Consider the following 22,651-nt stretch of genomic DNA (forward strand, 5'->3'; position numbering starts at 1 on the left):
TACATGTAGTGAAGAGCTCTTCCCCCTAGCTTGGCGTTTCCTGGGGCAGAACTGTGGCGTGCGCCTGCGCAGTTTTGGGGTCGAGGAGGAACTGCTGCTCTTCGACCCGGAGGGCGGAGCTCCCCGCGCGATGTCCGGGGCCGTCCTGCACCATGCCCGTCTCCAAGGGGAGAAAGTGCACACAAGCCCCTTGACGAAGGGTGGGATGGAAAGCGAGCTCCAACGCGAGCAGTTGGAGATCTGCACCCGGCCCTGCACCACCTTGGACGAGCTGGACCGTCAGGTGCGGCGCCGGCGGCTGGCGGCGGCGCGCGCGGCCGCGGCGGCCGGGGTGCGGATCGCCGCGCTGGCGACCTCGCCGGTGGCGGCGCACCCGACGCTCACCCCCCACGACAGGTACCGGCAGATGGCCGACCAGTACGCCCAGGTCGCCGACGAGCAGCTCATCTGCGGCTGCCATGTGCACGTGGAGGTGTCCTCCCCGGAGGAAGGGGTGGGCGTGCTGGACCGCATCGGGCCGTGGCTGCCGCCGCTGCTGGCGTTGAGCGCCAACTCCCCGTTCTGGCAGGGCCGCGACACCGGCTATGACAGCTGGCGGCGGCAGGTGTGGGCGCGCTGGCCGTCCAGCGGGCCGGCCGAGCCGTTCCGGAGCGCCGACGGCTACCGGCGGGCCGTGCGGGCGCTGATCGAGACCGGGGCGCTGCTGGATGAGGGGATGGTCTACTACGACGCCAGGCTGTCACGGCACTACCCGACCGTGGAGGTGCGCGTCGCCGACGTGTGCATGAGGGCCGACGACACGGTGCTGATCGCCGCGCTCGTCCGCGGGCTGGTGGAGACCGCCGCCCGGGCCCACCGGGAGGGGCGTCCGCCGGTCCCGGTGCGGACCGAGGTGCTGCGGGCGGCGATGTGGCGGGCGGGCCGCTCCGGGCTGAGCGGCGCGCTGGTGCACCCGGTGACCTGGCGGCCCGCTCCCGCCCGGACGGTGCTGCAGGCGCTGGTGGAGTATCTGCGGCCCGCGCTGGAGGACGCCGGGGACCTGGCGGCGGTCCGGGAGCTGCTGCAGGCGCTGGCGCGGCGCGGCAACGGCGCATGCCTGCAGCGCACCGCCTATGCCCGCACCGGCTGCATCAGCGGGGTCATCGCCGATGCGATGGACCGGACGGTGAGCTGACCCCGCCGCCTCGGCCGAGACGGCGGGGCGGCGGATCTTCCGCCTCCGGCGGCGGAGTACCTTCTTCGGAATGGACCTTGGATTGACAGGACGCCGCGCCGCCGTGGCCGCCGCCACCAGCGGCCTCGGCCTGGCGACGGCCCGGGCGCTGGCCGCCGAGGGCGTGCGGGTGGCGATCTGCGGACGCGACCGCGACCGGCTGGAGAAGGCCGTCGCCTCGCTGGGGGACGGCGCCCACGGAATCGTGGCCGACGTCGGCACGCCCGAGGGCGCCGCCGATTTCGTCCACCGGGCCCAGGAGGCGCTCGGCGGGGTGGACATCCTGGTCACCAACGCCGGCGGTCCTCCGCCCGGTGACTTCGCCTCCACCGACGTGGACGCCTATGCGCAGGCGCTGAACCTCAACCTGATGTCCGTGGTCGCCATGTGCAAGGCCGCCGTCCCGCCGATGCGGGAACGCCGCTGGGGCCGGGTGCTGGCGATCACCTCGATCACGGTGCGCCAGCCGGCCCCCAACCTGATCTTGTCCAACACCGCCCGTGCCGGGGCCACCGGCTTCCTCAAGACGCTGGCGCTGGAGGTCGCCGCCGACGGCGTCACGGTCAACTCCCTGCAGCCGGGCCTGCACGCCACCGACCGCCTGCGCGCCCTGTACGGCGGCGACCTGTCCAAGGCCGCCGCGCAGGTGCCGATGGGCGAGGTCGGCGACGCCGACGACTTCGGCGCCGTCGCCGCCTTCCTGTGTTCTGAGCACGCCCGTTTCATCACCGGCGCCGCCATCCCCGTGGACGGGGGCGCCTATCCGGCCCTGCTGTGACCGTCCGCCCGTCACCCGGACCCACCCGAGATGAGACACACAAACAGCGACGGGTGCAATAGCGGCCGGCAACTCACCATGCCGGCAATGCCACTCTCCTAAAGCGGCCGCGGCGAGCGAGAGGCTCTGCCGCGGCCGCCGGATCACTGAAGGTTTTCTCGATAAGAAGGAGCAAGCTTCCGCGTCGCACAGCCCCCAGCCAAAGGCGATGCGCTCGTCAGTCCCCGGCGGTCCTGCTCGTGCCCGGTGAGGACGGCATTGGTCCTGCACACTGTCCAGGTCGCCGTCCCGTTCCCGCCCTCACCAGGGTTTTGCTCCGTCTCCAGGCTGTTGCCGTCCCCCGGCGGCACCGGCTCGGTGAGAACCTCACTGTGCGGTCACCGGCTTCACGAGTGACCGGCCGTTGCAAAGCCTCTTCCTGCAGGTCGCCTTCGCCAGCCGTAGGCGGGTGCGCCGGAGCCGGGAGCGACGCGTGCCCTGGGGCGTCCCGGCACCGGGCGCCACCGGGGCTTCTGTGTCCGGCATCCAAGGTCATGAGTTGAAAAAGATTCGTGAGGCCTTCCCAGAGATCGACGTCCCCAGATAGCGGCAACGCATCAGGCCCGGAGCGAAAGTGCAGGCGAGGGCGTGGGACGTCCTCGAGCGGGGAGGGATCGTCGGCTCGCGTTCGGGCGCAGGGAGAAGCCTGCCGGGCCGGCCGCATGAGCGGCCCCGGCAGGAGGCCTCACGATGGGAGGTGGGCTCCTCCTGAGAAAACCGCGGTGACGCGACGTCGGAGGCGCCGGGGGCGGTCGCGGCGAGCAGGGGGTCCCCGCCGCGACCGCCGGTCCGGGGAGGGGGTGCGGCCTGGGGGTCAGGCGGCGGTGGCGGTGGTGCGGCGCCAGGGGAGGTAGCCGGAGACGGGGCGGATGGCGGCGGGGGCGCCGGTGGGCTCGACGGCCAGGATGCGGTCGAAGCGGAAGGCGCGTACGCCGCGGCGCAGGCGGCACCAGCCGACGACGTGCCAGTGTTCGCGGTGGACCAGGCAGGTGACCGGTTCGACCTCCCGGATGGTGACGTTGGCGTTGGCGTCGGCGTAGCACAGCCGGATCACCCGGCGCTCGGTGATGGCCTCGGCGATCACCCGGGCGCGGTCGGCGACGGTCTCGGCCAGCGGGGAGGTCAGGGTGGTGAGGGTGTCGGCGATGACGGGGTCGGCGGGGGCGAGGTCGGCGGTCAGGTGACGCAGAGCGCGGCGGGCGGCGGCCGCCTGCGGGCCGCTGCCCAGGTGGGCGAGCGAGAGCGCCAGCGCGGCGATCTCGGCCGGGGGGAGGTCGCCGGAGCGGGCTGTGGTGCGCTGCTTCTCCATGATTCGATTATATGTTCGAATACCGACAGCGACCTGGGCCGACGGCGCAACGTTAGGGGTTTCTATCAGGTCAGTCACCTGCCCGACAGGTGCGGGTTTCGTAGGTTATCGTCGCGATCATTATCGTGTGGTCAGCCGTCCGCTTCCCCGCGACAGGTCGCCTGACGAGGAGCCCAAGGAGCCCGATGACCGTCGTCCTGGTGCTGTTGTGCGTGGTCGTGGGGATCCTGGAGCTGTATGCCGGCAAGCAGAGCAAAGACCAGGCCAGGGCGTTCACCCAGCGCATCGAGGAGCTGCGCGAGCAGGTCAGCAAGCAGAACGGGGTGCTGGTGACGGTCGGCGAGCAGCTGACCGCCGAGCTGTCGCGGGTCAAACGGGACGTGCTGCCCGGCCTGGACGACCGGCTGCGCCGCAACAGCGGCCAGATCGAGGAGCTGGGCCGGCTGCTGCGGCAGGCCGACGACTACATCAAGGCGCAGGCGAGCCGGCTGCAGGAGCTGGAGCAGCAGCGGGTCACCCTGGCGGCGCTGCGCCGCAAGCTCACCGACATCGAGTCCACCGTCCGCACGGTCGCCCCGCAGGCCGAGCCGGCCGCCGGCCGGCGGCTGGAGAGCGCGCTGGGCAGGCTGGCCGAGCTGGAGCGCAACGGCACCGAGATCCTGCAGCTGCAGCGCGACCTGACCCGCACCCTGGAGGACGTGGAGGACGTCGTCAGCGAGCTGCTGCGCTATGCGGGGGGCGAGCTGGAGGAGGCGGTCCGCTCATCGCTGCGCGGCGAGCGGGGCGAAGGGGAGCCTCCGCTGGTCTCCGGCCGGCTGTGGACCCGCGACCCGCGGCTGCAGGACGTCCTGGAGGAGGTCTACGGGCACTGCCTGGAGCAGATCGGGCTGCAGGTCCGGCTGCGCACCGGGGAAGGCGATGCCGATGGGCCGCGGCGCCACCGCTTCTTCCTGACCGGACGGCCCGCAGAAAGCCTGGCCGGCGCCTTCACCGAGCTGCTGATCACCACCGGCAACGACCTGAGCCGGGCCGCGCTGCTGCCCACCGACGTGCGGGTCGCCGGGGCGCCGCACCCGGCCGAGCGCCCGGTGCCGCCCGATGAGGCGGCGTTGAAGGCGCTGCTGCGGGCCATGTACGACAGCGACGGCGCCACCGCCCAGATCGGCCCGCTGCTGGCCGTGCGCACCCGCCAAGAACTGCTGTGCGCGGTGCTGACCCCCGCCCAGCTGCTGGAACTGGAAAACGACGAGGTGCTGTGGGACCCGTCGGCCGCCGCGCTGCGGCTGCGGCAGATGGCCGCCCATCAGGTATGGGAGCTGACGGACTGGGCCAGCCAGCTGCCGAGCGCGTAGGTGTGCACGCTCGCGCCCGGCCCGGATGCGGCGGGGCGCCCGGCCTCGAACCGGATCGCCAGCGGGCAGCGGGCCGCACCGGTGGCGCGGTCCACCTCCGCGCACAACCCGACTCCGGCGGCGCGGTCGAGCAGCACCGCCCCCTCCATCGAGCGCACCGCCCGCATCGCCGCCGGCAGCGTCCTGCCGTCGGCGGGATCGTAGAGTTCCTGAAAGATCAGCCGGCGGCCGTAGCGCACCAGCGCGGCGGCGTCCACCACCCGGCTGCCGACCGCCGCCGACGGCCCGGCGATGACGATGCCGAAGCTCTGGTCCTCCCGGCCGCGCACATAGATCTCCCGGTCCGGCTGCAGGCCCCGCCTCCGCCTGCGCAATCGCAGCTGCAGCCCGAACCCCGTCCCGCCGTCGAGGTAGACCGGCGGGGTGAGCGCGGTGCGGCCTCCGACCACCTGCATCGCCTCCGGAGAGACCCGCCATTCGGGCAGGAAGAGGCCGACGCCGCGCACCAGCAGCCGCCAGACGGGGCGGGCCGTCACATCCACCTCGGGCAGGAACTCCCCCTGGGGGCCGCGCAGGCCCGCCTGAAAGGACCCCGGCTGCCGGTCCCCCGCCGGCGCCGGAACGTTGGCGGCCACCATGCCGCCATCCTGCGGTGCGCAGGGCCCGGCCGACAAGTGCACAAGGCGGTACATCCCGTCCCGGTCGGCACACCGTGTCGGCAAGGGCGATGCGGCCCCGCCCTTCGCTCAGTTACCGTTAGATGACCGATCTTGACGAGGGCGCCTCATGAACGTTCAGGACATGATGGTCTTCCGCGACACCAGGGCGCGGACTGTCGACAAGTACCTGATGGCTCATGAGGGCCATGTCATCGCGGTGCGGCGGCATCCGGCGGTGCTGCTGCAGGCGGCGGCCGAGACGGTGGGCGGGCTGCTGCTGTCGGCGCTGGTGCACGCCTTCACCGGGCTGGCGCTGCTGTGGCTGCCCTGGCTGGTGCTGCTGGGCCGGCTGGTGTGGAAGGTGATCGCCTGGTCGCTGGAGTTCTTCCTGGTCACCGAGCACCGGGTGATGCTGATCAGCGGGGTGCTCAATCGCAAGGTCGCGATGATGCCGATGGCCAAGGTGGAGGACATCAAGCTGGACCGCACCCCGATGGGCCGGCTGCTGGGGTACGGGGAGTTCATCATCGAGTCGGCCGGTGACAAGCAGGCCCTGCGCAACGTGACCTACATGCCCTACCCGGAGCAGCTCTACCTGGAGATCTCCTCGATGATCTTCGGGGCGGTGGACGAGTCCCCCGACTGATCTCCCCGCACCCCCTGCCGCGCCGGGCTCAGGGCGTGGCGGTCCACTCCAGCGGGAGCGTGTCGAGGCCGAGGACGAGGCTGGCGTGCTCGGTGGGCTGGGCGCCGTCGGGGACCCGGTAGACGGGGATGCGGCGGTGCCACTCCTCCAACGCGATGCGCAGCTCCAGGCGGGCCAGGTGCGAGCCGAGGCAGCGGTGCGGGCCGGCGCCGAAGGCGATGTGCCGGTTGGGCTCGCGGTCGAAGTCCACCACGTCCGGGTCGGGGAACACCCGCGGGTCGCGGTTGGCCATCATCAGCGGCAGCATCACCATGTCGCCGGCCTTCATGGGGCAGCCGTGCCGTTCGACGTCGGCGGTCAGCTTGCGGGCCGGCAGCACCAGCGAGTAGGCGCGCAGCAGCTCCTCCACCGCGTTGGGGATGATCTGCGGCTCGTTGACGATGCGCGCCCGGTCGGCGTCATGGCGGGCCAGGTGCCAGAAGCTGTAGGACAGCTGGGCGGTGACGGTGTCCAGCCCGGCCAGGAACATCAGCACGCACAGCTGGAGCAGCTCGGCGTCGGTGACCGGACGGCCGTCGATCTCAAAACCGATCGCCGTGCTGATCAGGTCGTCGCGGGGTTCGGCGCGGCGCTGGGCGATCAGCTCGGTGAACAGGCCCACCACCTTGCCCATGGCCTCGGCCCGTCCCTCGCCGGAGGGCGGCGGGTGCAAGATGGCGTACTCCCACTCCAGGAACTCCTCCAGGCGTTCGATGGGCAGCCCCATGAACTCCAGGAAGACCGTGGTCGGGAAGCGCCGGGCGAAGTCGGCCACGAAATCGCAGGAGCCCCGGGCGGCCAGGCCCTCCACCAGCTCCACGCACTGGCGGCGGATGGACTCCTCCATGGCGGCGGCGCGGGCCGGGGTGAACATCGGGCGCAGCAGCCTGCGCCAGGTGGTGTGCTCGGGCGGATCCAGCATGATCGGGATCCACTTGGCCGCCGGGTTGGGGTCGATCACCGAGATCGCGCTGCTGGAGTGCCGCTCGACGTCCTGGTAGGCGGCCACGATGTCGGCGTGGCGGGTCAGCGCCCAAAAGCCGTTGCGGGCCTCGGTGCGGAAGGCCGGGCACTGTTCGCGCAGCTCGTCCAGCATCCGGTGGGTGGTGCCCGCAGGACGCGGCTCGGCGAAGGGATCGAAGTCGATCCGGGGGTAGTTCATGCCTCTCCTTTTCGGGCGACTCCGCACAGGAAGAAGGCGGGCAGCCGCTCCGGCTGTCCGCCGAGCGGGACCGGGGCGGGCCCTTGGGGCGCGGTCTCGAGTTCCGGATGCCAGTCGGGCAGTTCCACCAGGCCGGGTTCCACCGGCTCCAGGTCGCCGAACAGGGCCATCAGGCGGTCGCGGTCGCGGAAGGTCATGGAGGTGTTGACGCGGGCGTCGTCGTAGACCTGCCGGCCCTGGCGGGCCGCCTCCAGGTGGCCGGAGCTTTCGGGGGGCAAGGTGATGTGCGAGATCGCCACGTGGCTGCCGGGCGCCAGGGCCTGGTAGAACCGCCCGACCGCCTTGAGGAGCGCATCGTCGTCGGCCACGCAGTGCAGCACGGCGATGAACAGCAGCCCCACCGGCCGGTCGAGGTCGATCAGGCCGGTCAGCTCCGGGGCGGACAGCACCGCCTCGGGGTCGAGCAGGTCGCCCTCCACCACGACGGTCTGCTCGTCGGTGGCCAGCAGCGCCCGGGCGTGGGCGAGCACGACCGGGTCGTTGTCGACGTAGGCGACCTTGGCGTCCGCCCGGGCGGCCTGGGCGACCTGGTGGACGTTGCCCTGGGTGGGCAGCCCGCAGCCGATGTCGATGAACTGGTCGATGCCGGCGTGCGCGGCCATGTAACGGACCGCCCGGCGCAGGAACGCCCGGTTGGCCCGGGCCACCGCGGGGGTCTGCGGGGCCGCCGCGATGACCTTTTCGGCCGCTTCGCGGTCGGCGGGGTAGTTCTCCTTGCCTCCCAGGTAGTAGTCGTACATGCGGGCGACGTTGGGCCTGGTGATGTCGACCCCGGCGGGCGGTGTCAGCGATGCCAACCGATCTCCCTCGACTCCAGCGCCTTCCTTACGGATCTGCACTGAAGATCGTAGGAATTTAACCGACCATCCGCGACGTTTTTCACGCCACACCCCCAAATGCCCCTTTTTCGGAGGGCTCAAAAACCGGCGATGACCGCTGTCAAATACCGGCGTCAGGAGTCGAAACCCATGCCGATCCGGTCCAGGGCGCGCAGCCACAGGTCGCGGCGGCCCCCGTTGCGGTCGGCCCGGGCCAAAGAGCGGCGGGTCAGCTGGATGCCCGCATAACGCAGCGGCTCGGGCGGGAAGGGGATCGGCTTGCTGCGCACCATCTGCAGCGCGGTCCGCTCGGTCCGCTCCCCCGCCAGCAGGTCGAGCATGACGGCGGCGCCGAAGCGGGTGGCGCCCACCCCGAGGCCGGTATAACCGACGGCATAGGCGAGCCGCCCCCGGTGGGCGGTGCCGAAGAACGCACAGAACCTGCTGCAGGTGTCGATGACCCCGGCCCAGGCGTGCGTGAAACGCACCCCCTCCAGCTGGGGGAAGGTCTGGAAGAAATGCCGGGCGAGCTTGGCGTGGGTGGCCGGGCGGCGTTCGAGTTCGGCGCGCAGCCCGTTGCCGTAGTGGTAGATGGCGTCGTAGCCGCCCCACACGATCCGGTTGTCGGCGGTCAGCCGGTAGTAGTGGAACTGGTTGGCGCTGTCGGCCAGCCCCTGGCGGTTGCGCCAGCCGATGGAGGCCATCTGGGCGTCGGTGAGCGGCTCGGTGATGAGCACATAGTCGTACACCGGGACCAGGTAGTGCCGCAGGCGCCGCAGCAGCGGCGGGAAGACGCCCGTTCCCAGCGCGACCCGCGCCGCCGACACCAGGCCGTAGGGGGTGCCCAGCCGCAGCCGGCCCGCCCGGTCGGTCAGGGAGCGGACGGGAGTGTGCTCATAGATGCGCACGCCCAGGGAGCGGCAGGCCGCGGCCAGGCCCCAGGCGAGCTTGGCCGGGTGCACCAGCGCGGTGCCGGTCCTGTTCCACACCCCGCCGACATAGGTGGGCGAGTTCACCTCGGCGCGCAGCCGCTCGGCGTCCAGGACGGTGACGTCGTGGCCCATGCGGCGGGCGGTCTCGGCGTCCTCGACGAGCCCGTCGAGCTGCCAGGGCTCGGTGGCCACGGCCAGCTCGCCGGTGCGCTCGAACTCGGCGTCGATGCCGTAGCGGGTCAGGGTCTGCTCGATGCCGTCGAGGTTCTCCCGGCCGAGGCGTTCGAGGACGGCCAGCTCGTCCGGCCACCGCCGCAGGCCGTTGCCGATGCCGTGGGTGAGGCTGGCCGAGCAGAACCCGCCGTTGCGCCCGGAGGCCGCGCCGCCCACCCGGTCGGCCTCCAGGACGACCACCTCCAGCGCCGGGTCGCGTTCCTTGGCCAGCAGCGCGGTCCACAGCCCGGTGTAGCCGCCGCCGACCACCGCCAGGTCGCAGCGCACCGGGCCGACCAGGGCGGGGGCGGGCTCGGGCCGGGCGGGGTCGGCGGTCCAGTACGGCGTCGGCTCGGCCTCGGCCAGCGCCTTCAGCACGTTCACGACGGCCTCCCCACCCCGCTCAGGCCCGGCGGGCGCGGCGCCGGGACGCCAGCAAATTGAGCACCGCGATCAGCACCCCGGCCGCGAACAGCAGCGTGCCCATCACGTTGACCTGGGGCGGGGTGCCGGTCCGGGTGGAGCCCCACACCCACAGCGGGAACGTCACCGTCGAGCCGCTGGTGAAGTTGGTGATCACGAAGTCGTCGATGGACAGCGCGAAGGCCAACAACGCCCCCGAGATCACCCCGGGCATGATCAGCGGCAGCGTGACCAGCCGGAAGGTGGTCCACGGCCCGGCGCCCAGGTCCCGGGCGGCCTCCTCGATGGAGGGGTCCAGCCCCACCGCGCGGGCCCGCACCGTCATCGCCACGAACGCGATGGAGAACATCACGTGCGAGACCAGGATGGTGCCGTAGCCGCGGGGGGTGTTCAGCGTGACGAACATCGACAGCAGCGAGGCGCCCATCACCAGCTCCGGGCTGGAGATCGCGGCGAACATCACCAAATTCGCCACGCCCTGGCCGCGGAAGGAGTAGCGGCCCAGCGCCAGCCCGGCCAGCGTGCCCAGCACCGTGGTGATCGCGGTGCTGGCCAGCGCGATCACCAGCGAGTTGATCAGCGAGGTGGTCAGGTCCTCGCGGTCGAACAGGTGCCGGTACCAGTGGAGGGTGAAGCCCTCCCACTGGAAGTTGAACTTGCTGTGGGTGTCGTTGAACCCGAACAGGATCATCACGGCGATCGGCAGCACCAGCCACGCGATCACCAGCCAGGTGTAGATGTGCAGCAGCAGGCCCTTGCGGCGGGGGCGGCGCGTCTTGGCGCGCCCGGTGCCGGACGACCCGCCGGCGGTGGGGGTGATCGTGGTCATCTGGCCGCCGCCTCCAGCACGTCCCGCGTCCCCAGCAGCCGCGCGTACAGGAAGATCCCCACCAGCAGGATCGCCATCAGCGTGAACGACAGCGCCGAGGCCGTCGGGTAGTTGTTGTGGTTGAAGTACTCGGTCTGGATCACGTTGCCGATCATGGTGTGCTGCGGCCCGCCCAAAATCGCGGCGTTGACGTAGTCGGCCGACACCGGCACGAACGTCATGATCACCCCGGCGAACACCCCGGGCAGCGACAGCGGCAGCACCACCCGCAAGAACGCCTGCGCCCGCCCGGCGTACAGGTCCTGGGCCGCCTCGATCAGCCGCGGATCGACCCGCTCCAGCGCCACGTAGATCGGCAGCACCATGAACGGCAGGAAGTTGTAAGACAGCCCGGCGATCACCGCGAACGAGGTCTGCAGCACGTGGAAGTCCTGCGGCAGCAGCCCCCAGTTCTTCAGCGTCCCCAGCACGATCCCGTTGTCGGCCAGCACGAACTTCCAGGAGACCGTGCGCAGGATGAACGAAACGAAGAACGGCAGCAGCACCAGGAACAGGTAGAAGGACTTGCGGTGGCCGCCGTAGAAGGCGATCCAGTAGGACACCGGGTAGGCGATGGCGATGCACACCACGGTGGCCAGCAGCCCGTACCACAGTGACCGGACGAACTTGTCACCGTAGGTGCTCAGCCCCTCGGTGTAGTTCTGCCAGTGGAAGGTCTGCCGGAACCCGTCGATCAGGTTCCCCTCCTGCAGCGACAGGGAGACCATCATGATCAGCGGGACCGCGAAGAACACCGCCAGCCACAGCCCGGCCGGCAGGATCATCAGGTAGGGCGCCAGCCTGCCCCGCAGTCGTCCCATTCACGCCCCCTGGGCGATGGGAGTGAAGATCTTCTGGTACTCGCTCTCCTCGGCCGTGGTGAGGACGCGGTAGCGGCGCAGCTTGGCCAGGTCCCGCTCGGTCGGGAAGACCAGCGGGCTGGAGGCCAGGCGCTCCAGGTCGGCCTTCTTCTCCCCCTTGGCCTTGGCCGCGTCCTGCTTGACGATCTCCTGGACGGCCGGCACGGGGGTGATGTAGTTGATGTACTCGGTCAGCCCGGCGTTGGCCCGCGGGTCGTACAGCCAGTCCATCAACATGATGGCGTCGACCGGGTTGGCGGCGGTCTTGGGGATGCACATGTTGTCGGTCCACAGCGTGCCGCCCTCTTCGGGCACCACGAACTTCACATCCTCCAGGCCGAGGCTGTAGACGTCGCCCGACCAGGCCATGGTGATCCACACGTCGCCCTTGGCGATGGCGTCGGCGTAGTCCTGGTTGTAGTACTTGCGGACCAGGTCCTTTTGCTCGCGCAGCTTGGCGGCGGCCTTCCGCCAGTCGTCGGGGGTGGACTTCTCCGGGTCCACGCCGATGGCGAACATCCCGAAGTTGCCCAGCTCCTGGCTGTCGGCCATCATGCCGATCTTGCCCTTGTACTTGGGGTCCCACAGGGAGGCGATGCTGGTGATCTCCTCCTTGACGTACTTGGTGTTGTAGGCGATGCCGGTGATGCCCGCCATGAAGGGCACGGTGAAGGTGTTGCCCGGGTCGTAGGAGGGGTTCTTGAAGCTCTCCCCGGCGTTCTCGGCGAAGTTGGGCAGCTTGGAGTGGTCGAGGGGGGCCAGGTAGCCGAGCTGGCGCAGCTTCTCCAGCTGCAGGCCGTTGGTCATCACCATCAGGTCGAAGTCGATCGACTGCCCGGCGCGCAGCGGGGCCTCGATCTTGCCGAACCACTCGGCGTTCTCCTGGATGACCTCCTGGTAGTTCACCTTGATGCCGGTGGCCTTGGTGAACGCCTTGAGGGTGGCGCGGTCCTCCTCCATGTAGCCGGGCCAGTTCGCCCAGTTGAGGACGCCGTTCTTGGTCTTGCCCTCCCAGTACTTCTGCACGTCGGACTGGGTCACGTTCTGCTTGCCGCCCTGGCCCTCCACGCCGCAGGCCGCCAGTGCCAGCCCGGCGCCCGTCGCACCGAGCAGCCGCAGCACGTCACGGCGGCCGGTCACCGGGCCGCGCAGCCGGGGCCGGGTGAGGCCGCGCAGGAATGCGGGGTCGCCGGGGTTGGGTCGACGGCTCATGGCGTTGCTCCAATCAGGTAGGAATGGCGCGGATCCCACGACAGCCAGACGCTGTCCCCTCGAGCGGCGATGTCCTCGGCCGAGGTGGCGTTCTGGGTGAACACCACGACCTCGGCACCGGTCGAGGTGGTCACCTGGTAGTTGGTCGAGGTGCCCAGATAGACCACCTCGGTGACGGTCCCGCGGATCGCCGACCCGTCGCCGGGCGGGGGCTGGGCGCCGATCGTGATCTTCTCCGGACGCACGGTCAGCTCCACCTGATGCCCGCCGGCGACCGTGATGCCCTCGCGCAGCGGCACCACGATCCGCTCGCCGTCTCCCAGGGCGATCACCGCGCGCCCGCCGGAGATCTCGCCGACCCGGCCGGACAGCAGATTGGAGGTGCCGATGAAGCCGGCCACGAACTTGCTGGCCGGATGCTCATAGACGTCGCGGGGCGAGCCGAGCTGCTCGATGACCCCGTCGTTCATGACCGCGATGCGGTCCGACATGGTCAGCGCCTCGCCCTGGTCGTGGGTGACGTAGACGAACGTCACACCCACCTCGCGCTGGATGCGTTTGAGCTCGACCTGCATCTGCTGGCGCAGCTTCAGGTCGAGGGCGCCCAGCGGCTCGTCCAGCAGCAGCGCCCGCGGCCGGTTGACCAGGGCCCGGGCCAGCGCCACCCGCTGCTGCTGGCCGCCGGACAGCTGGGTGGGGCGGCGGCGCTCCCGGCCGACCAGGTCGACGATCTCCAGCATCTCCCCGACCCGGCGGACGATCTCGGCGCGTTCCACCTTCTTGCGGCGCAGCCCGAAGGCCACGTTCTCGAACACGCTCATGTGGGGGAAGAGCGCGTACGACTGGAAGACCATGTTGACGTCGCGCCGGTGGGCGGGCACCCCGGTGACCTTGCGCCCGTGCAGGTACACCTCGCCCGCGGTGGGCTCCTCGAACCCGGCGATCATCCGCATGGTGGTGGTCTTGCCGCACCCGGACGGGCCGAGCAGGGAGAAGAACTCCCCCTCCCCGATCGCCAGGTCCAGGCCCTTGACCGCCCGCACGGTCTCGCCGTGCGAGTGGTACTCCTTCACCACGCCGACGAGTTCGATGGCGGGCGGCGTCGCCGTCTCATCCCGCACCGGGGCGTCCTTGATCTCGGTCATTGGCGGGAGTCCTTCGCGTGCTCCTGCGGCCGGGGGGCCGGGTCCTCTCCTGGACGGGCGGGGGCGGGGAGTGCGGGCCCGCTCGCCCGGGAGCAGGCCCGCGATCCCGGCGACGTGGGCGCCCCTGGCGGGGCGGCTCAGTCGCCGATGTAGTGCATGACGTGCTTGATGCGGGTGTAGTCCTCGAACCCGTACATCGACAGGTCCTTGCCGTAGCCGGAGTGCTTGAAGCCGCCGTGCGGCATTTCCGACACGAAGGGTATGTGGGTGTTGACCCAGACCGCGCCGAAGTCCAGCAGGCGGGTCATCCGCATGGCCCGGGTGTGGTCCTTGGTCCACACGCTGGCCGACAGGCCGTACTTGACCCCGTTGGCCCACGCGACGGCCTGCTCCTCGTCGGAGAAGGTCTGCACGGTGATGACCGGGCCGAAGATCTCCTCCTGCACCATCTCGTCGTCCTGGCGCAGCCCGCCGACCACGGTGGGGGCGAAGAAGTAGCCGCCGTCATAGCCCTCGCCGGTCAGCCGCGACCCGCCGGTCAGCACCTCGGCGTGGTCGGGGGCGCGGTCCAGGAAGCCCTGGACGCGGGCCAACTGGCTCGCATTGTTCACCGGGCCGAAGTAGGCGTCCTCCACATTGGGCGCGCCGACCTTGGTGTTCTTGGCCTGCTCGGTGAGGGCGGCGGTGAAGTCGGCGGCGATGCGCTCGCTGACCAGCACCCGGCAGGCGGCGGTGCAGTCCTGGCCGGCGTTGAAGTAGCCGGCCTCGGCGATGCCGGCGGCGGCCTTTTCGATGTCGGCGTCCTCGAACACCACCACCGGGGCCTTGCCGCCCAGCTCCAGGTGCACCCGCTTGAGGTCCTTGGCCGCGGCGGCGGCCACCTCCTTGCCCGCGCGGACGCTGCCGGTGACCGAGACCATCTGCGGGATCGGGTGCTCCACCAGCTTGCGGCCGGTGTCGCGGTCGCCGCAGACCACGTTGAACACCCCCGGCGGCAGGAACTCGGCGGCGATCTCCGCCAGCAGCAGCGTGGTCACCGGAGTGGTGTCGGACGGCTTGAGCACCACGGTGTTGCCCGCCGCCAGCGCGGGGGCGAACTTCCACACCGCCATCATCATCGGGTAGTTCCAGGGCGTCACCTGGGCGCACACCCCGATGGGCTCCCGGCGGATGGTGGAGGTGTGGTCGGTCATGTACTCGCCGGAGGAGCGGCCCTCCAGCACCCGGGCGGCGCCGGCGAAGAACCGGATGTTGTCGACCATCGGCGGGATCTCTTCTTCCGCCGTCAGGCCGATCGGCTTTCCGGTGTTGCGGCACTCGGCCTCGACCAGTTCCTCGGCGCGGGCCTCGATGGCGTCGGCGATCTTCAGCAGGGCCAGGCTGCGCTCGCCGGGGGTGGCGTCCCGCCAGGCCGGGAAGGCCGCGGCGGCGGCCCGCATCGCCGCGTCGATGTCCTCAGGGCCCGACAGCGGCGCCTCGGCGTAGGTCTGCCCGGTGCTGGGGTCGATCACCGGGGAGGTGCGGCCGTCCTTGGCGTCGACGTACTCTCCGCCCACGAAGTTCCGCAGTCGTATGGTGTCGCTGGTCAACTTCGACCTCCGTCTCCCGGCCTCTGCCGCGACCTGGGGGGCGCCTGCCCACGGCGCTTGTCCGGATTGCCCGGCTGGCACTGACATTGGCAGACAATAACCCCCGCTGACAAGGGATTTCGTTGTTACGATCGAGTTTCACGACGGATTCGCTTGACAATAACCCCATAACTGGCACGATGTCGCAGCGTCCAGGGGACGGTGGAACCCGTCCGGCGCCCTCCGGCCTACTCTGGTCCCGCGGCTTGGTGCAGGCGCCGATGCGAACGAGGAGAGCCCGATGACGGACGTTCCCCCGCCGCGGCAGCGGCCGGCGGCAGGCGGGTCCCGGGGAGTGCACCTGGATGAGATCTCCAAGCGGATCATCGAGCAGCTCCAAGCGGACGGCCGCCGCTCCTACGCCGCCATCGGCAAGGCCGTCGGGCTGTCGGAGGCGGCCGTCCGGCAGCGGGTGCAAAAACTGCTCGACACCGGCGTCATGCAGATCGTCGCCGTCACCGACCCGCTGATGCTGGGGTTCTCCCGGCAGATGATGATCGGTATCAAGTGCGAAGGCGACATGGAGAAGGTCGCCGACGAGCTGGCCGCCATCGAGGAGATCGACTACGTGGTGATCACCGCCGGCTCCTACGACATCCTGGTGGAGCTGGTGTGCGAGAACGACGAGCAGCTGCTGGAACTGCTGAGCCGCATCCGCGCCGTCCCCGGCGTGCTGAGCACCGAGAGCTTCATCTACCTCAAGCTCCGCAAGCAGACCTACTCGTGGGGCACCCGCTGACCCCTCCGGCGGCCCGGCCGGGGCTATGCCCGGTTCAGGTCCTGCAGGGCCTTCCGCAGCCGGGAGGCGTACTCGGCCGCTTCCTCCCCGGAGGCGTACTTGGTGCGCGGCCAGAAGAAACCTCGCAGCCCGTCCTTGGGGTTGCGGGGCACCACGTGGATGTGCAGGTGCGGGACGCTCTGGCTGATCCGGTTGTTGAGCGCCACGAACGACCCGGCCGCGCCCAGCCCCGTCTCCATCGCCGCCGCCAGGCGCCTGGCGTGCGCGAACAGCGGGCCGACCAGTTCCGGCGGCAGATCCGGCAGCGTCCGGTGATGCTCCCTGGGGACGAGCAGCGTGTGCCCTTTGAACAACGGCCGCGCGTCCAGGAACGCCACCGCCTCGGCCGTCTCCATCACCAGATGCGCCGGGCGCTCCCCCGCCATGATCTGGCAGAAGACACAGCCGGCACCCGAGTCGCTGCTGCGCGGCATCTCACCGTCCCCCGAGCTAACGTCGGCCTTACCACTTGATCATTAACGTGCGTAGCCTATGCGGCTCGAACACGTCGCCTTCCGCTATCGCCGAAGAGCGCCCTGGGTGCTCAAGGACGTCTCGCTCACCCTCACCCCCGGCCAGGTCACCGAGGTCACCGGGCGCAACGGCGCGGGCAAGTCCACCTTGCTGCGCCTGCTGGCGGGGCTGCGCGCGCCCTGCCGCGGCGACATCACCGGACGCCCCGCCCGTATCGGCTACGCCCCCGAGCGCTTCCCCGCCGACCAGCCGTTCACCGCGGGCGACTACCTCGACCACATGGCCGCCGTCCGCGGTCTGCCCGCCACCGCCTGGCGGGCCTGGGCGGACCGGCTCGGCCTCGGCCGGCTGCTGCAGGTCCGTCTCCCCGATCTCTCCAAGGGCAGCGCGCAGAAGGTCGGGCTGGTCCAGGCGCTGACCGCCCATCCCGGTCTGCTCGTCCTGGACGAGCCGTTCGCCGGGCTGGATCCGGCCACGCGAAGCGCCCTGCCTCCGCTGCTGGGCGAACTCGCCCGCGCGGGCTCCACCGTCGTGGTCAGTGATCATCAGCGCTGCCTGGAGCACCTGCCCGCCCTGCACCGCGTCCACGTCGCCGGCGGCACCGCCGTCTCCGTGGAGACGGCCGCGCCTTCCGGCGCCATGGCCGTCCTGGAGGTGGCCGTGGCGGCCGGTGAGGCCGAAGCCCTCGCCGCGGAACTGCGCGCCCGCGGTCACCCCGTCCACCTCCGGCAACCCGCCGGCCCGCGCCCCTTCGGCTCCGGAGAGAACACCGGATGACCCCCTCCGACGTCCCGGCTCGGCGCCGCCGGGGTCCTGCGCTCATCGCACTGGCTCGTTTCCAGCTCGCCGGCTACCTGCGCTCACTGCGCTTCATGCAGCCGCTGATCCCGGTCCTGCTGATCGTCGTCCTCGTCTTGAAAGAGTGGTCCAACGACCCCCGGCACGTGGACGCCGCCACCGGCTCCCTGGGCGATGCGGCCGTGCTCACCTTCCTGATCGGCGCCTGGGTGGCCCGTTCCCTGCTGGACACCCAGCCGGACGAGCAACGCGCTCTTTCGATCACCGCAGCCGGGCACCCGGTCCTCTCCGCCGCGGCGGGCCTGCTCGCGGCCTATACGGTCGCCTTGTGCCTCGGTCTCCTCCTGCTGGCGGCCCCGCTGCTGCAATGCCTGTCCGTCGGCGTCCCCCCGACCCCCATGCTGGCCGGCGTGGGACTGACCGCTTTGGTCGCCTTCTCCGGAACGGCGCTGGGCGCCCTCACCCAGCGGGCGATCATCCCCTCTCCCGGTTACGCCCTGCCGGCGCTGCTCTGCGGCGTCACCACCGCCCTGCTCCTCAGTCTCGGGCCGCTCGCCCCGCTGTCCGTGCCGATGACCGGCTGGCTGCGCGCCGCCCATGACGGCCCTTCGGCCTTCGTCCAGGCGTTCCCGGGCCTCGCCCTCCACCTGATCTTGTGGAACACCGCGCTCACAGCGGTCCTTTTCTTCCTGACCCGCCGGCCCAGGTGACCGTCTCACCCGGCGGCATCGGCCATGGCCGTTTCCGGCGAGGCCCCCGGCCGGGCGCGCCTCCGGTGCCCACGGCATGGCCCGGCCGTCCTCCGCCGGCATCCACGCGCCTTTCCTGCGGGATCTTCGTGCGGGGAAGTGCCGTTCAGCGCGCCTGAAGGATCAGCCATGACTCTTCCAGAGGGGCCGACCCACGGCTGCAGAAGTAGACGCGGCCGGGGTCGCCCCAGTGCCAGCCGACCCGCTCATCGGAGTCGAGCTGCAGCAGCGGGTACCACTCGTCGGCGCCCTCCTCCCGATCCGAGGGCGCCGAAAGGTCGGGGTCGCGACCGCAGAAGGCGTGCTGGGCGTCCGGGCCGACCGGGCGCTGGACGATGACCGGCCAGCCGCCGATCTGATGGACGGGATCGTCCGGCCACAAGTGCTGCAGCCAAGCGGCGTACAACTGCTCGTAGATCGGCAAGATGCCGTCGTAGACGGCCTCCACCCGCTGCACGACGGCCTCCTGGGGGGCGGGCAGGGACAGGAACGGCGCGGCGCCGAGCATGCAGGTGGGGAAGGTCTCGACGCCGGGGGGCGGTTCGGCCTCGACCAGTTCCCCGGTGAAGACCCGCCAGCCGTCTCGTTCCTCACGGCGGTCCCCCCATGGGCGCGGGACGCGGCCGGCGTAGTAGAAGGCGGCTCGTCCGTGATCTGGGATGTGCGGGTCCCGGAGGATGGCGGCCAGTTCGGTGAAGTCGACCACGGCCAGGAAGTCCAGGGGGCGGCCCGCCCAGCGGGGCCAGGAGGCCTCGGGGGGCAGCAGGGGCCGTCCGCCGAGCCGCACGGCCGTGCCCTCGCCGCCGAGCCGGAGCGCGGGCCGGGCCAGCGGCACGATCGCCGCGCTGACCTCGGGGGCCAGGAAGACACCGAACAGGGAGTGGAGCTTTTTACGCTCAGTGACGATCCAGTCCATGTTCTGTAGCGTCCCCCGGCCGGGACGCGTTGACCAGACCCTTTAAGAATTGTGGAAAACCCTGGGGTGAAGGTGAGAGGACCGTAACTTCCCAGCCCAGCGCATGGGCGGCAAACCGCCCTCACCTTCCCGCTTCGTTCTCCACTTCCGCGGCCGCCGGCCACCGGGACCGGTCACGAGGCGGGAACGGACTCCAGCGCCTCGGCAAGATCGGCCAGGAAGCGATCGACCTCGTACTGGTTGTAGCCGTATCCGGGCTCGACCGTCCCGAACACCACGGCCCGCGTCTCGGCGGCGGTGACGGGCGGGGCGGTGCCGCGCAGCCCGGCGACGACCCGGCCGAGGAACGCGTCCACCTGCCGGCTGTCGTACCCGGGGTAGGCCTGCGCGCCGGAGAAACGGACGCGCTGGATCCAGCCGACCAGCCGCTCCGGGCTCCTGCGCGGCCGCCGGGGAGGGTCCGGCCGCACCGCGGGCTCGGCGGGCGCCACACGTGCCGCGGGCCGGGCGGTCTCGGCGCGCCGACCCTGCCCGTGCAGTTTCTCCAGGCGGCGCGGGACCCTCGGATGCGGCGCCGGCGGCCGCTCTGCGGGAGGGGCGAGTTCCGCTTTGCGTTCCTCCCCGCCGTCCCGTCGGCGCCGGCTCCTCAGCCGCTCCAACCGGCTCAAGGGCTCGGCGGGCCGGGCGGGCCCCGGCTGCTGCGACCGCTCCGGCCGCTGCGGCGGCTCGGTGACCTTGGGCCGTTCCGGACGCCGCGCCGGCTGCGGCACGGTTCGCGTGCGGCCGCGGGCCTGCAGCTCACGGACGCAGGCGTACAGGTACTCGTCCACGGCGCTTTGGTCATAGCCGCGCAGCACCACCGCGAACCGGCTGCGCAGCACATCGTCGGCGGTCAAAAAGCCCACGCCGTGGCGCAGCGCGTCCTCGATGCGCGCGGTCAGGGCGTCCACCTGCGCACAGTCGTATCCCCGCAGCACCACCGGGAAGCGCGGCATCCAGCACCCCTTAGTCCGTGGCGGCGGCCAGCTGCCCGCAGGCGCCGTCGATCTCCCTTCCCCGCGTGTCTCGCACGGTCACCGGGACGCCATGGGCCTGCAGCCTGGCCACGAACTCCCGTTCGTCCCGCGGCCGGGATGCGGTCCACTTCGAGCCCGGTGTCGGGTTCAACGGGATCAGATTGACGTGAACCAGATGACCTTTCAAGAGCCTGCCGAGAAGATCCGCCCGCCAGGCCTGGTCGTTGACGTCTCTGATCAGGGCGTACTCGATCGACACCCGGCGCCCGGTGCGGTCGGCGTACGCCCAGGCCGCATCCAGCACCTCGCGCACCTTCCAGCGGGTGTTGACCGGCACCAGCTCATCGCGCAGCTCGTCGTCGGGGGCGTGCAGGGACACCGCCAGCCGCACCGACAGACCCTCGTCGGCGAGCCTGGCGATGGCCGGGACCAGCCCGACGGTGGAGACGGTGACCGACCGCTGGGAGATGCCCAGGCCGTCGGGGGCCGGGTCGGTGATCCGGCGGATCGCGCCCAGCACGGCCTTGTAGTTGGCCAGCGGCTCGCCCATCCCCATGAACACGATGTTGGAGATCCGCCCGGGGCCGCCGGCGATCTTCCCCCGGGCCAGCGCCCGGGCCCCGGCCACCACCTGCTCGACGATCTCCCCGGTGGACAGGTTGCGGGTCAGCCCCGCCTGCCCGGTGGCGCAGAACGGGCAGTTCATGCCGCACCCGGCCTGTGAGGAGACGCACATGGTGATGCGGTCGGGGTAGCGCATCAGGACCGACTCGATCAGCGTGCCGTCGAAGGCCCGCCACAGCGTCTTGCGGGTGGCGCCCCCGTCGCAGTCCAGCGCGCGCACCTCGGTCAGCAGCGTGGGCAGCAGCTCGGCGGCCAGATGCTCGCGGACGGCGGCCGGCAGGTCGGTCATCTGCGCCGGGTCGTCGACCAGCCGGGTGAAGTAGTGCCGCGACAGCTGCTGGGCGCGGAACGGCTTTTCGCCGAGCTCGGCCACTGCCGCGCGGCGTTCGGCGGGGGCCAGGTCGGCCAGGTGGCGCGGCGGCTTGGCGCGGCGCGGCGCCACGAAGGTGAGCTTGCCGGGTTCCGCGGGAGCGGGCCGGCCCGCGGAAGGGGCGGCGGTTTCGGCGGAAGCCGGCTGAGTGGTGGAAGACATGGTTCCTCCAGTGTCGCAAACCCGGACCCGTGCCTTCGCCGTGCGCGCGACCGTGGCGGCCGTTAAAGTCTGATCATGGCGGTTTTGCGCAGGGGATCGGGTTCTGCACGGGGTGGATCCCGTTTCCGGGGAAATGCCGGCTCTGCCGCATCCGGCGCCTCCCGGCGGCGGGGGTCGGCGGTGCAGGTGCTGCTGTCCGATACCAGCCCGTACGGCAGCCGGCGGCTCACCGTGGAAAGCGACGGCGTCACCACCGAGGCGTATCTGCGCGACGCCGCCGACACCGTGATCGGCGCGACGTGGATCGCCAACCACCGGCCGGCGGCGGCAGGGCTGGATCTGGCCCGGCTGAACGCGGGGCTGACCCCGATGATGCCCGCCGGCCGCACCCGGCACCCCGAGGGCCGCCCGCCGCTGGACCCCAAGTCGCTGGAGGTGGTCTGGTTCGAAGAAGGCGACGGGGCCGCCGTGCTGGAGGCGGGCGAGCCGCTGTGCGTCATCCCCGCCTGGTCGGACATGAACCGGGGCATCCCCGGCTACACCCGGGACGTCAACGCCCAAAGCCCCTTCGCGTTCCCCCTGGAACAGGAGCTGGAGGAGTTCTCCACCCGCATCGAGCAGTCCCGCGCCTTCTGGAAGTGGTGCCGCAGCGAGGGCACTTGGGCGCAGTTCCAGCAGTCGGTCCTGGGGCATCTGCTCAACCGGCTCGGCCCCGGCGGCCACTACTGGCACGACGTCGGCCGCCAGTTCCGCGGACCGGGCGCCGCCCAGCAGGGCGGGCGTCCCACCGCGCCGGTGGTGAGCGTGTCGGAGCGGCCCGCCCGTCCGGGACGGGACTTCAGCGTGCTCAGCACGCTCGGCATGAGCTGCCAGCGGATGCCCACCGTGGAGCTGTATGAGGACGACGTCTCCAGGTACGCGCGGATCGAGCTGGCCGTGGCGACCACGCTGCCCAGCCAGCGGGCGGGCAGTATCTTCCCCTGGCTGGCCCAGTACCCCTGGCGCTCGGTGACCTGGTTCGCCCCCGGTGACGTGGTCAAGTGGTACCACGAGCCCAAGACGTTCCCGCTGAACCCGCCGGGCTCCGACAAGGCCCCCTGGACGGGGGTGCTGCTGCTGGACGATCCGAGCCGGCTGCCCGGCCCGCCCGCTCCCGACCTGAGCGGCTTCACGTTCAGCGGCGACCCGGTGCGCTGGCTGTGGCTGGTCCCCATCAGCGACGAGGAGTACCAGTACGCCAAGGCGGAAGGCTCCAACGCCCTGATCCGCCGCCTGCGCGACCAGGGCCGCAGCTGGGTGGTGTCCTGAAAGCGCCCCCTCCGCTCCGGGGCGCCATGCCCGCGGAAGGGCCGTGAGAACGGAAAGCGCAAAGCCGGTGCCCGGGACGGCGGAACGTCCCGGGCACCGG

At 71.2% G+C, this 22,651-nt stretch carries 22 protein-coding genes; 8 read left to right on the plus strand and 14 right to left on the minus strand.

Annotated elements, in window-relative coordinates:
* The first annotated feature begins 58 nt into the window (after positions 1-58).
* Both BUE48_RS16810 and BUE48_RS16815 read left to right on the plus strand, forming a co-directional pair.
* Positions 59-1,174 carry a carboxylate-amine ligase gene (locus BUE48_RS16810; RefSeq protein ID WP_012853706.1) on the plus strand — a complete coding sequence of 372 codons (1,116 nt, stop codon included), beginning with the start codon at positions 59-61 and terminating at the stop codon, positions 1,172-1,174.
* 70 nt (positions 1,175-1,244) lie between these two features.
* Positions 1,245-1,991, plus strand: coding sequence for an SDR family oxidoreductase (locus tag BUE48_RS16815; RefSeq protein ID WP_012853707.1), 747 nt, complete (start codon positions 1,245-1,247; stop codon positions 1,989-1,991).
* Positions 1,992-2,844: 853 nt separating this feature from the next.
* Here BUE48_RS16815 and BUE48_RS16820 read toward each other — a convergent pair.
* Positions 2,845-3,339 carry a helix-turn-helix transcriptional regulator gene (locus BUE48_RS16820; RefSeq protein WP_286990488.1) on the minus strand — a complete coding sequence of 165 codons (495 nt, stop codon included), beginning with the start codon at positions 3,337-3,339 and terminating at the stop codon, positions 2,845-2,847.
* 185 nt (positions 3,340-3,524) lie between these two features.
* Between BUE48_RS16820 and BUE48_RS16825 the strand changes: the two genes are divergently transcribed.
* The gene (locus BUE48_RS16825; protein WP_012853709.1) at positions 3,525-4,691 is read left to right on the plus strand and encodes a coiled-coil domain-containing protein; all 1,167 of its coding nucleotides are present in this window, start codon (positions 3,525-3,527) and stop codon (positions 4,689-4,691) included.
* Here BUE48_RS16825 and BUE48_RS16830 read toward each other — a convergent pair.
* Positions 4,643-5,329 (minus strand): hypothetical protein, encoded by a 687-nt coding sequence (locus tag BUE48_RS16830; protein ID WP_286990490.1) that lies wholly within the window; start codon positions 5,327-5,329, stop codon positions 4,643-4,645. The two genes, BUE48_RS16825 and BUE48_RS16830, sit on opposite strands and share 49 nt — an antisense overlap.
* A 148-nt stretch (positions 5,330-5,477) precedes the next feature.
* On the opposite strand from BUE48_RS16830, the gene BUE48_RS16835 reads away from it, so the two are divergent.
* The gene (locus BUE48_RS16835; protein ID WP_012853711.1) at positions 5,478-5,996 is read left to right on the plus strand and encodes a PH domain-containing protein; all 519 of its coding nucleotides are present in this window, start codon (positions 5,478-5,480) and stop codon (positions 5,994-5,996) included.
* A gap of 28 nt (positions 5,997-6,024) precedes the next feature.
* Here the strand turns inward: BUE48_RS16835 and BUE48_RS16840 are convergent, their stop codons facing one another.
* The 8 genes from BUE48_RS16840 to BUE48_RS16875 all read right to left on the minus strand — a co-directional run bounded on the left by BUE48_RS16840 (position 6,025) and on the right by BUE48_RS16875 (position 15,317).
* Complete coding sequence (locus BUE48_RS16840; RefSeq protein WP_012853712.1) at positions 6,025-7,197, minus strand: cytochrome P450; 1,173 nt, start codon at positions 7,195-7,197, stop codon at positions 6,025-6,027.
* Positions 7,194-8,054 (minus strand): SAM-dependent methyltransferase, encoded by an 861-nt coding sequence (locus BUE48_RS16845; RefSeq protein ID WP_012853713.1) that lies wholly within the window; start codon positions 8,052-8,054, stop codon positions 7,194-7,196. Before BUE48_RS16845 ends, BUE48_RS16840 begins: the two co-directional genes overlap by 4 nt.
* 155 nt (positions 8,055-8,209) lie before the next feature.
* Positions 8,210-9,604 carry an NAD(P)/FAD-dependent oxidoreductase gene (locus BUE48_RS16850; RefSeq protein ID WP_012853714.1) on the minus strand — a complete coding sequence of 465 codons (1,395 nt, stop codon included), beginning with the start codon at positions 9,602-9,604 and terminating at the stop codon, positions 8,210-8,212.
* A gap of 19 nt (positions 9,605-9,623) precedes the next feature.
* Positions 9,624-10,472, minus strand: coding sequence for an ABC transporter permease (locus BUE48_RS16855; RefSeq protein WP_012853715.1), 849 nt, complete (start codon positions 10,470-10,472; stop codon positions 9,624-9,626).
* The gene (locus BUE48_RS16860) at positions 10,469-11,332 is read right to left on the minus strand and encodes an ABC transporter permease (protein ID WP_012853716.1); all 864 of its coding nucleotides are present in this window, start codon (positions 11,330-11,332) and stop codon (positions 10,469-10,471) included. The genes BUE48_RS16855 and BUE48_RS16860 overlap by 4 nt, the downstream gene beginning before the upstream one ends.
* Positions 11,333-12,583: a polyamine ABC transporter substrate-binding protein gene (locus BUE48_RS16865; RefSeq protein ID WP_012853717.1), complete on the minus strand. Its 1,251-nt coding sequence runs from the start codon at positions 12,581-12,583 to the stop codon at positions 11,333-11,335. It lies immediately after the preceding gene.
* Positions 12,580-13,728 (minus strand): ABC transporter ATP-binding protein, encoded by a 1,149-nt coding sequence (locus tag BUE48_RS16870; RefSeq protein ID WP_286990493.1) that lies wholly within the window; start codon positions 13,726-13,728, stop codon positions 12,580-12,582. Before BUE48_RS16870 ends, BUE48_RS16865 begins: the two co-directional genes overlap by 4 nt.
* A gap of 137 nt (positions 13,729-13,865) precedes the next feature.
* On the minus strand, positions 13,866-15,317 hold the full coding sequence (locus BUE48_RS16875) for a gamma-aminobutyraldehyde dehydrogenase (RefSeq protein ID WP_012853719.1): 1,452 nt from the start codon (positions 15,315-15,317) through the stop codon (positions 13,866-13,868).
* A gap of 280 nt (positions 15,318-15,597) precedes the next feature.
* On the opposite strand from BUE48_RS16875, the gene BUE48_RS16880 reads away from it, so the two are divergent.
* Complete coding sequence (locus tag BUE48_RS16880) at positions 15,598-16,095, plus strand: Lrp/AsnC family transcriptional regulator (protein WP_012853720.1); 498 nt, start codon at positions 15,598-15,600, stop codon at positions 16,093-16,095.
* A 23-nt stretch (positions 16,096-16,118) separates the two neighbouring features.
* On the opposite strand, the gene BUE48_RS16885 is transcribed toward BUE48_RS16880, so the two are convergent.
* The gene (locus tag BUE48_RS16885; protein WP_286990495.1) at positions 16,119-16,568 is read right to left on the minus strand and encodes an HIT family protein; all 450 of its coding nucleotides are present in this window, start codon (positions 16,566-16,568) and stop codon (positions 16,119-16,121) included.
* Between the two features lie 58 nt (positions 16,569-16,626).
* On the opposite strand from BUE48_RS16885, the gene BUE48_RS16890 reads away from it, so the two are divergent.
* Together BUE48_RS16890 and BUE48_RS16895 are read left to right on the plus strand one after the other, a co-directional pair.
* Entirely contained in the window at positions 16,627-17,385 is a 759-nt protein-coding gene (locus tag BUE48_RS16890; protein WP_012853722.1) for an ATP-binding cassette domain-containing protein, read from the plus strand.
* Positions 17,382-18,116 (plus strand): hypothetical protein, encoded by a 735-nt coding sequence (locus tag BUE48_RS16895; RefSeq protein WP_286990496.1) that lies wholly within the window; start codon positions 17,382-17,384, stop codon positions 18,114-18,116. The genes BUE48_RS16890 and BUE48_RS16895 overlap by 4 nt, the downstream gene beginning before the upstream one ends.
* Before the next feature lie 145 nt (positions 18,117-18,261).
* On the opposite strand, the gene BUE48_RS16900 is transcribed toward BUE48_RS16895, so the two are convergent.
* The 3 genes from BUE48_RS16900 to rlmN all read right to left on the minus strand — a co-directional run bounded on the left by BUE48_RS16900 (position 18,262) and on the right by rlmN (position 21,243).
* The gene (locus tag BUE48_RS16900; protein WP_012853724.1) at positions 18,262-19,071 is read right to left on the minus strand and encodes a DUF1963 domain-containing protein; all 810 of its coding nucleotides are present in this window, start codon (positions 19,069-19,071) and stop codon (positions 18,262-18,264) included.
* 173 nt (positions 19,072-19,244) lie between these two features.
* Positions 19,245-20,066 carry a DivIVA domain-containing protein gene (locus tag BUE48_RS16905; RefSeq protein WP_286990498.1) on the minus strand — a complete coding sequence of 274 codons (822 nt, stop codon included), beginning with the start codon at positions 20,064-20,066 and terminating at the stop codon, positions 19,245-19,247.
* 10 nt (positions 20,067-20,076) lie between these two features.
* The gene (gene rlmN, locus BUE48_RS16910; protein WP_286990499.1) at positions 20,077-21,243 is read right to left on the minus strand and encodes a dual-specificity RNA methyltransferase RlmN; all 1,167 of its coding nucleotides are present in this window, start codon (positions 21,241-21,243) and stop codon (positions 20,077-20,079) included.
* Between the two features lie 180 nt (positions 21,244-21,423).
* On the opposite strand from rlmN, the gene BUE48_RS16915 reads away from it, so the two are divergent.
* Positions 21,424-22,551 carry a suppressor of fused domain protein gene (locus tag BUE48_RS16915; protein ID WP_286990500.1) on the plus strand — a complete coding sequence of 376 codons (1,128 nt, stop codon included), beginning with the start codon at positions 21,424-21,426 and terminating at the stop codon, positions 22,549-22,551.
* Positions 22,552-22,651 lie beyond the last annotated feature (100 nt).

Source organism: Thermomonospora sp. CIF 1 (assembly GCF_001896795.1).
GTDB classification, from domain to species: domain Bacteria; phylum Actinomycetota; class Actinomycetes; order Streptosporangiales; family Streptosporangiaceae; genus Thermomonospora; species Thermomonospora curvata.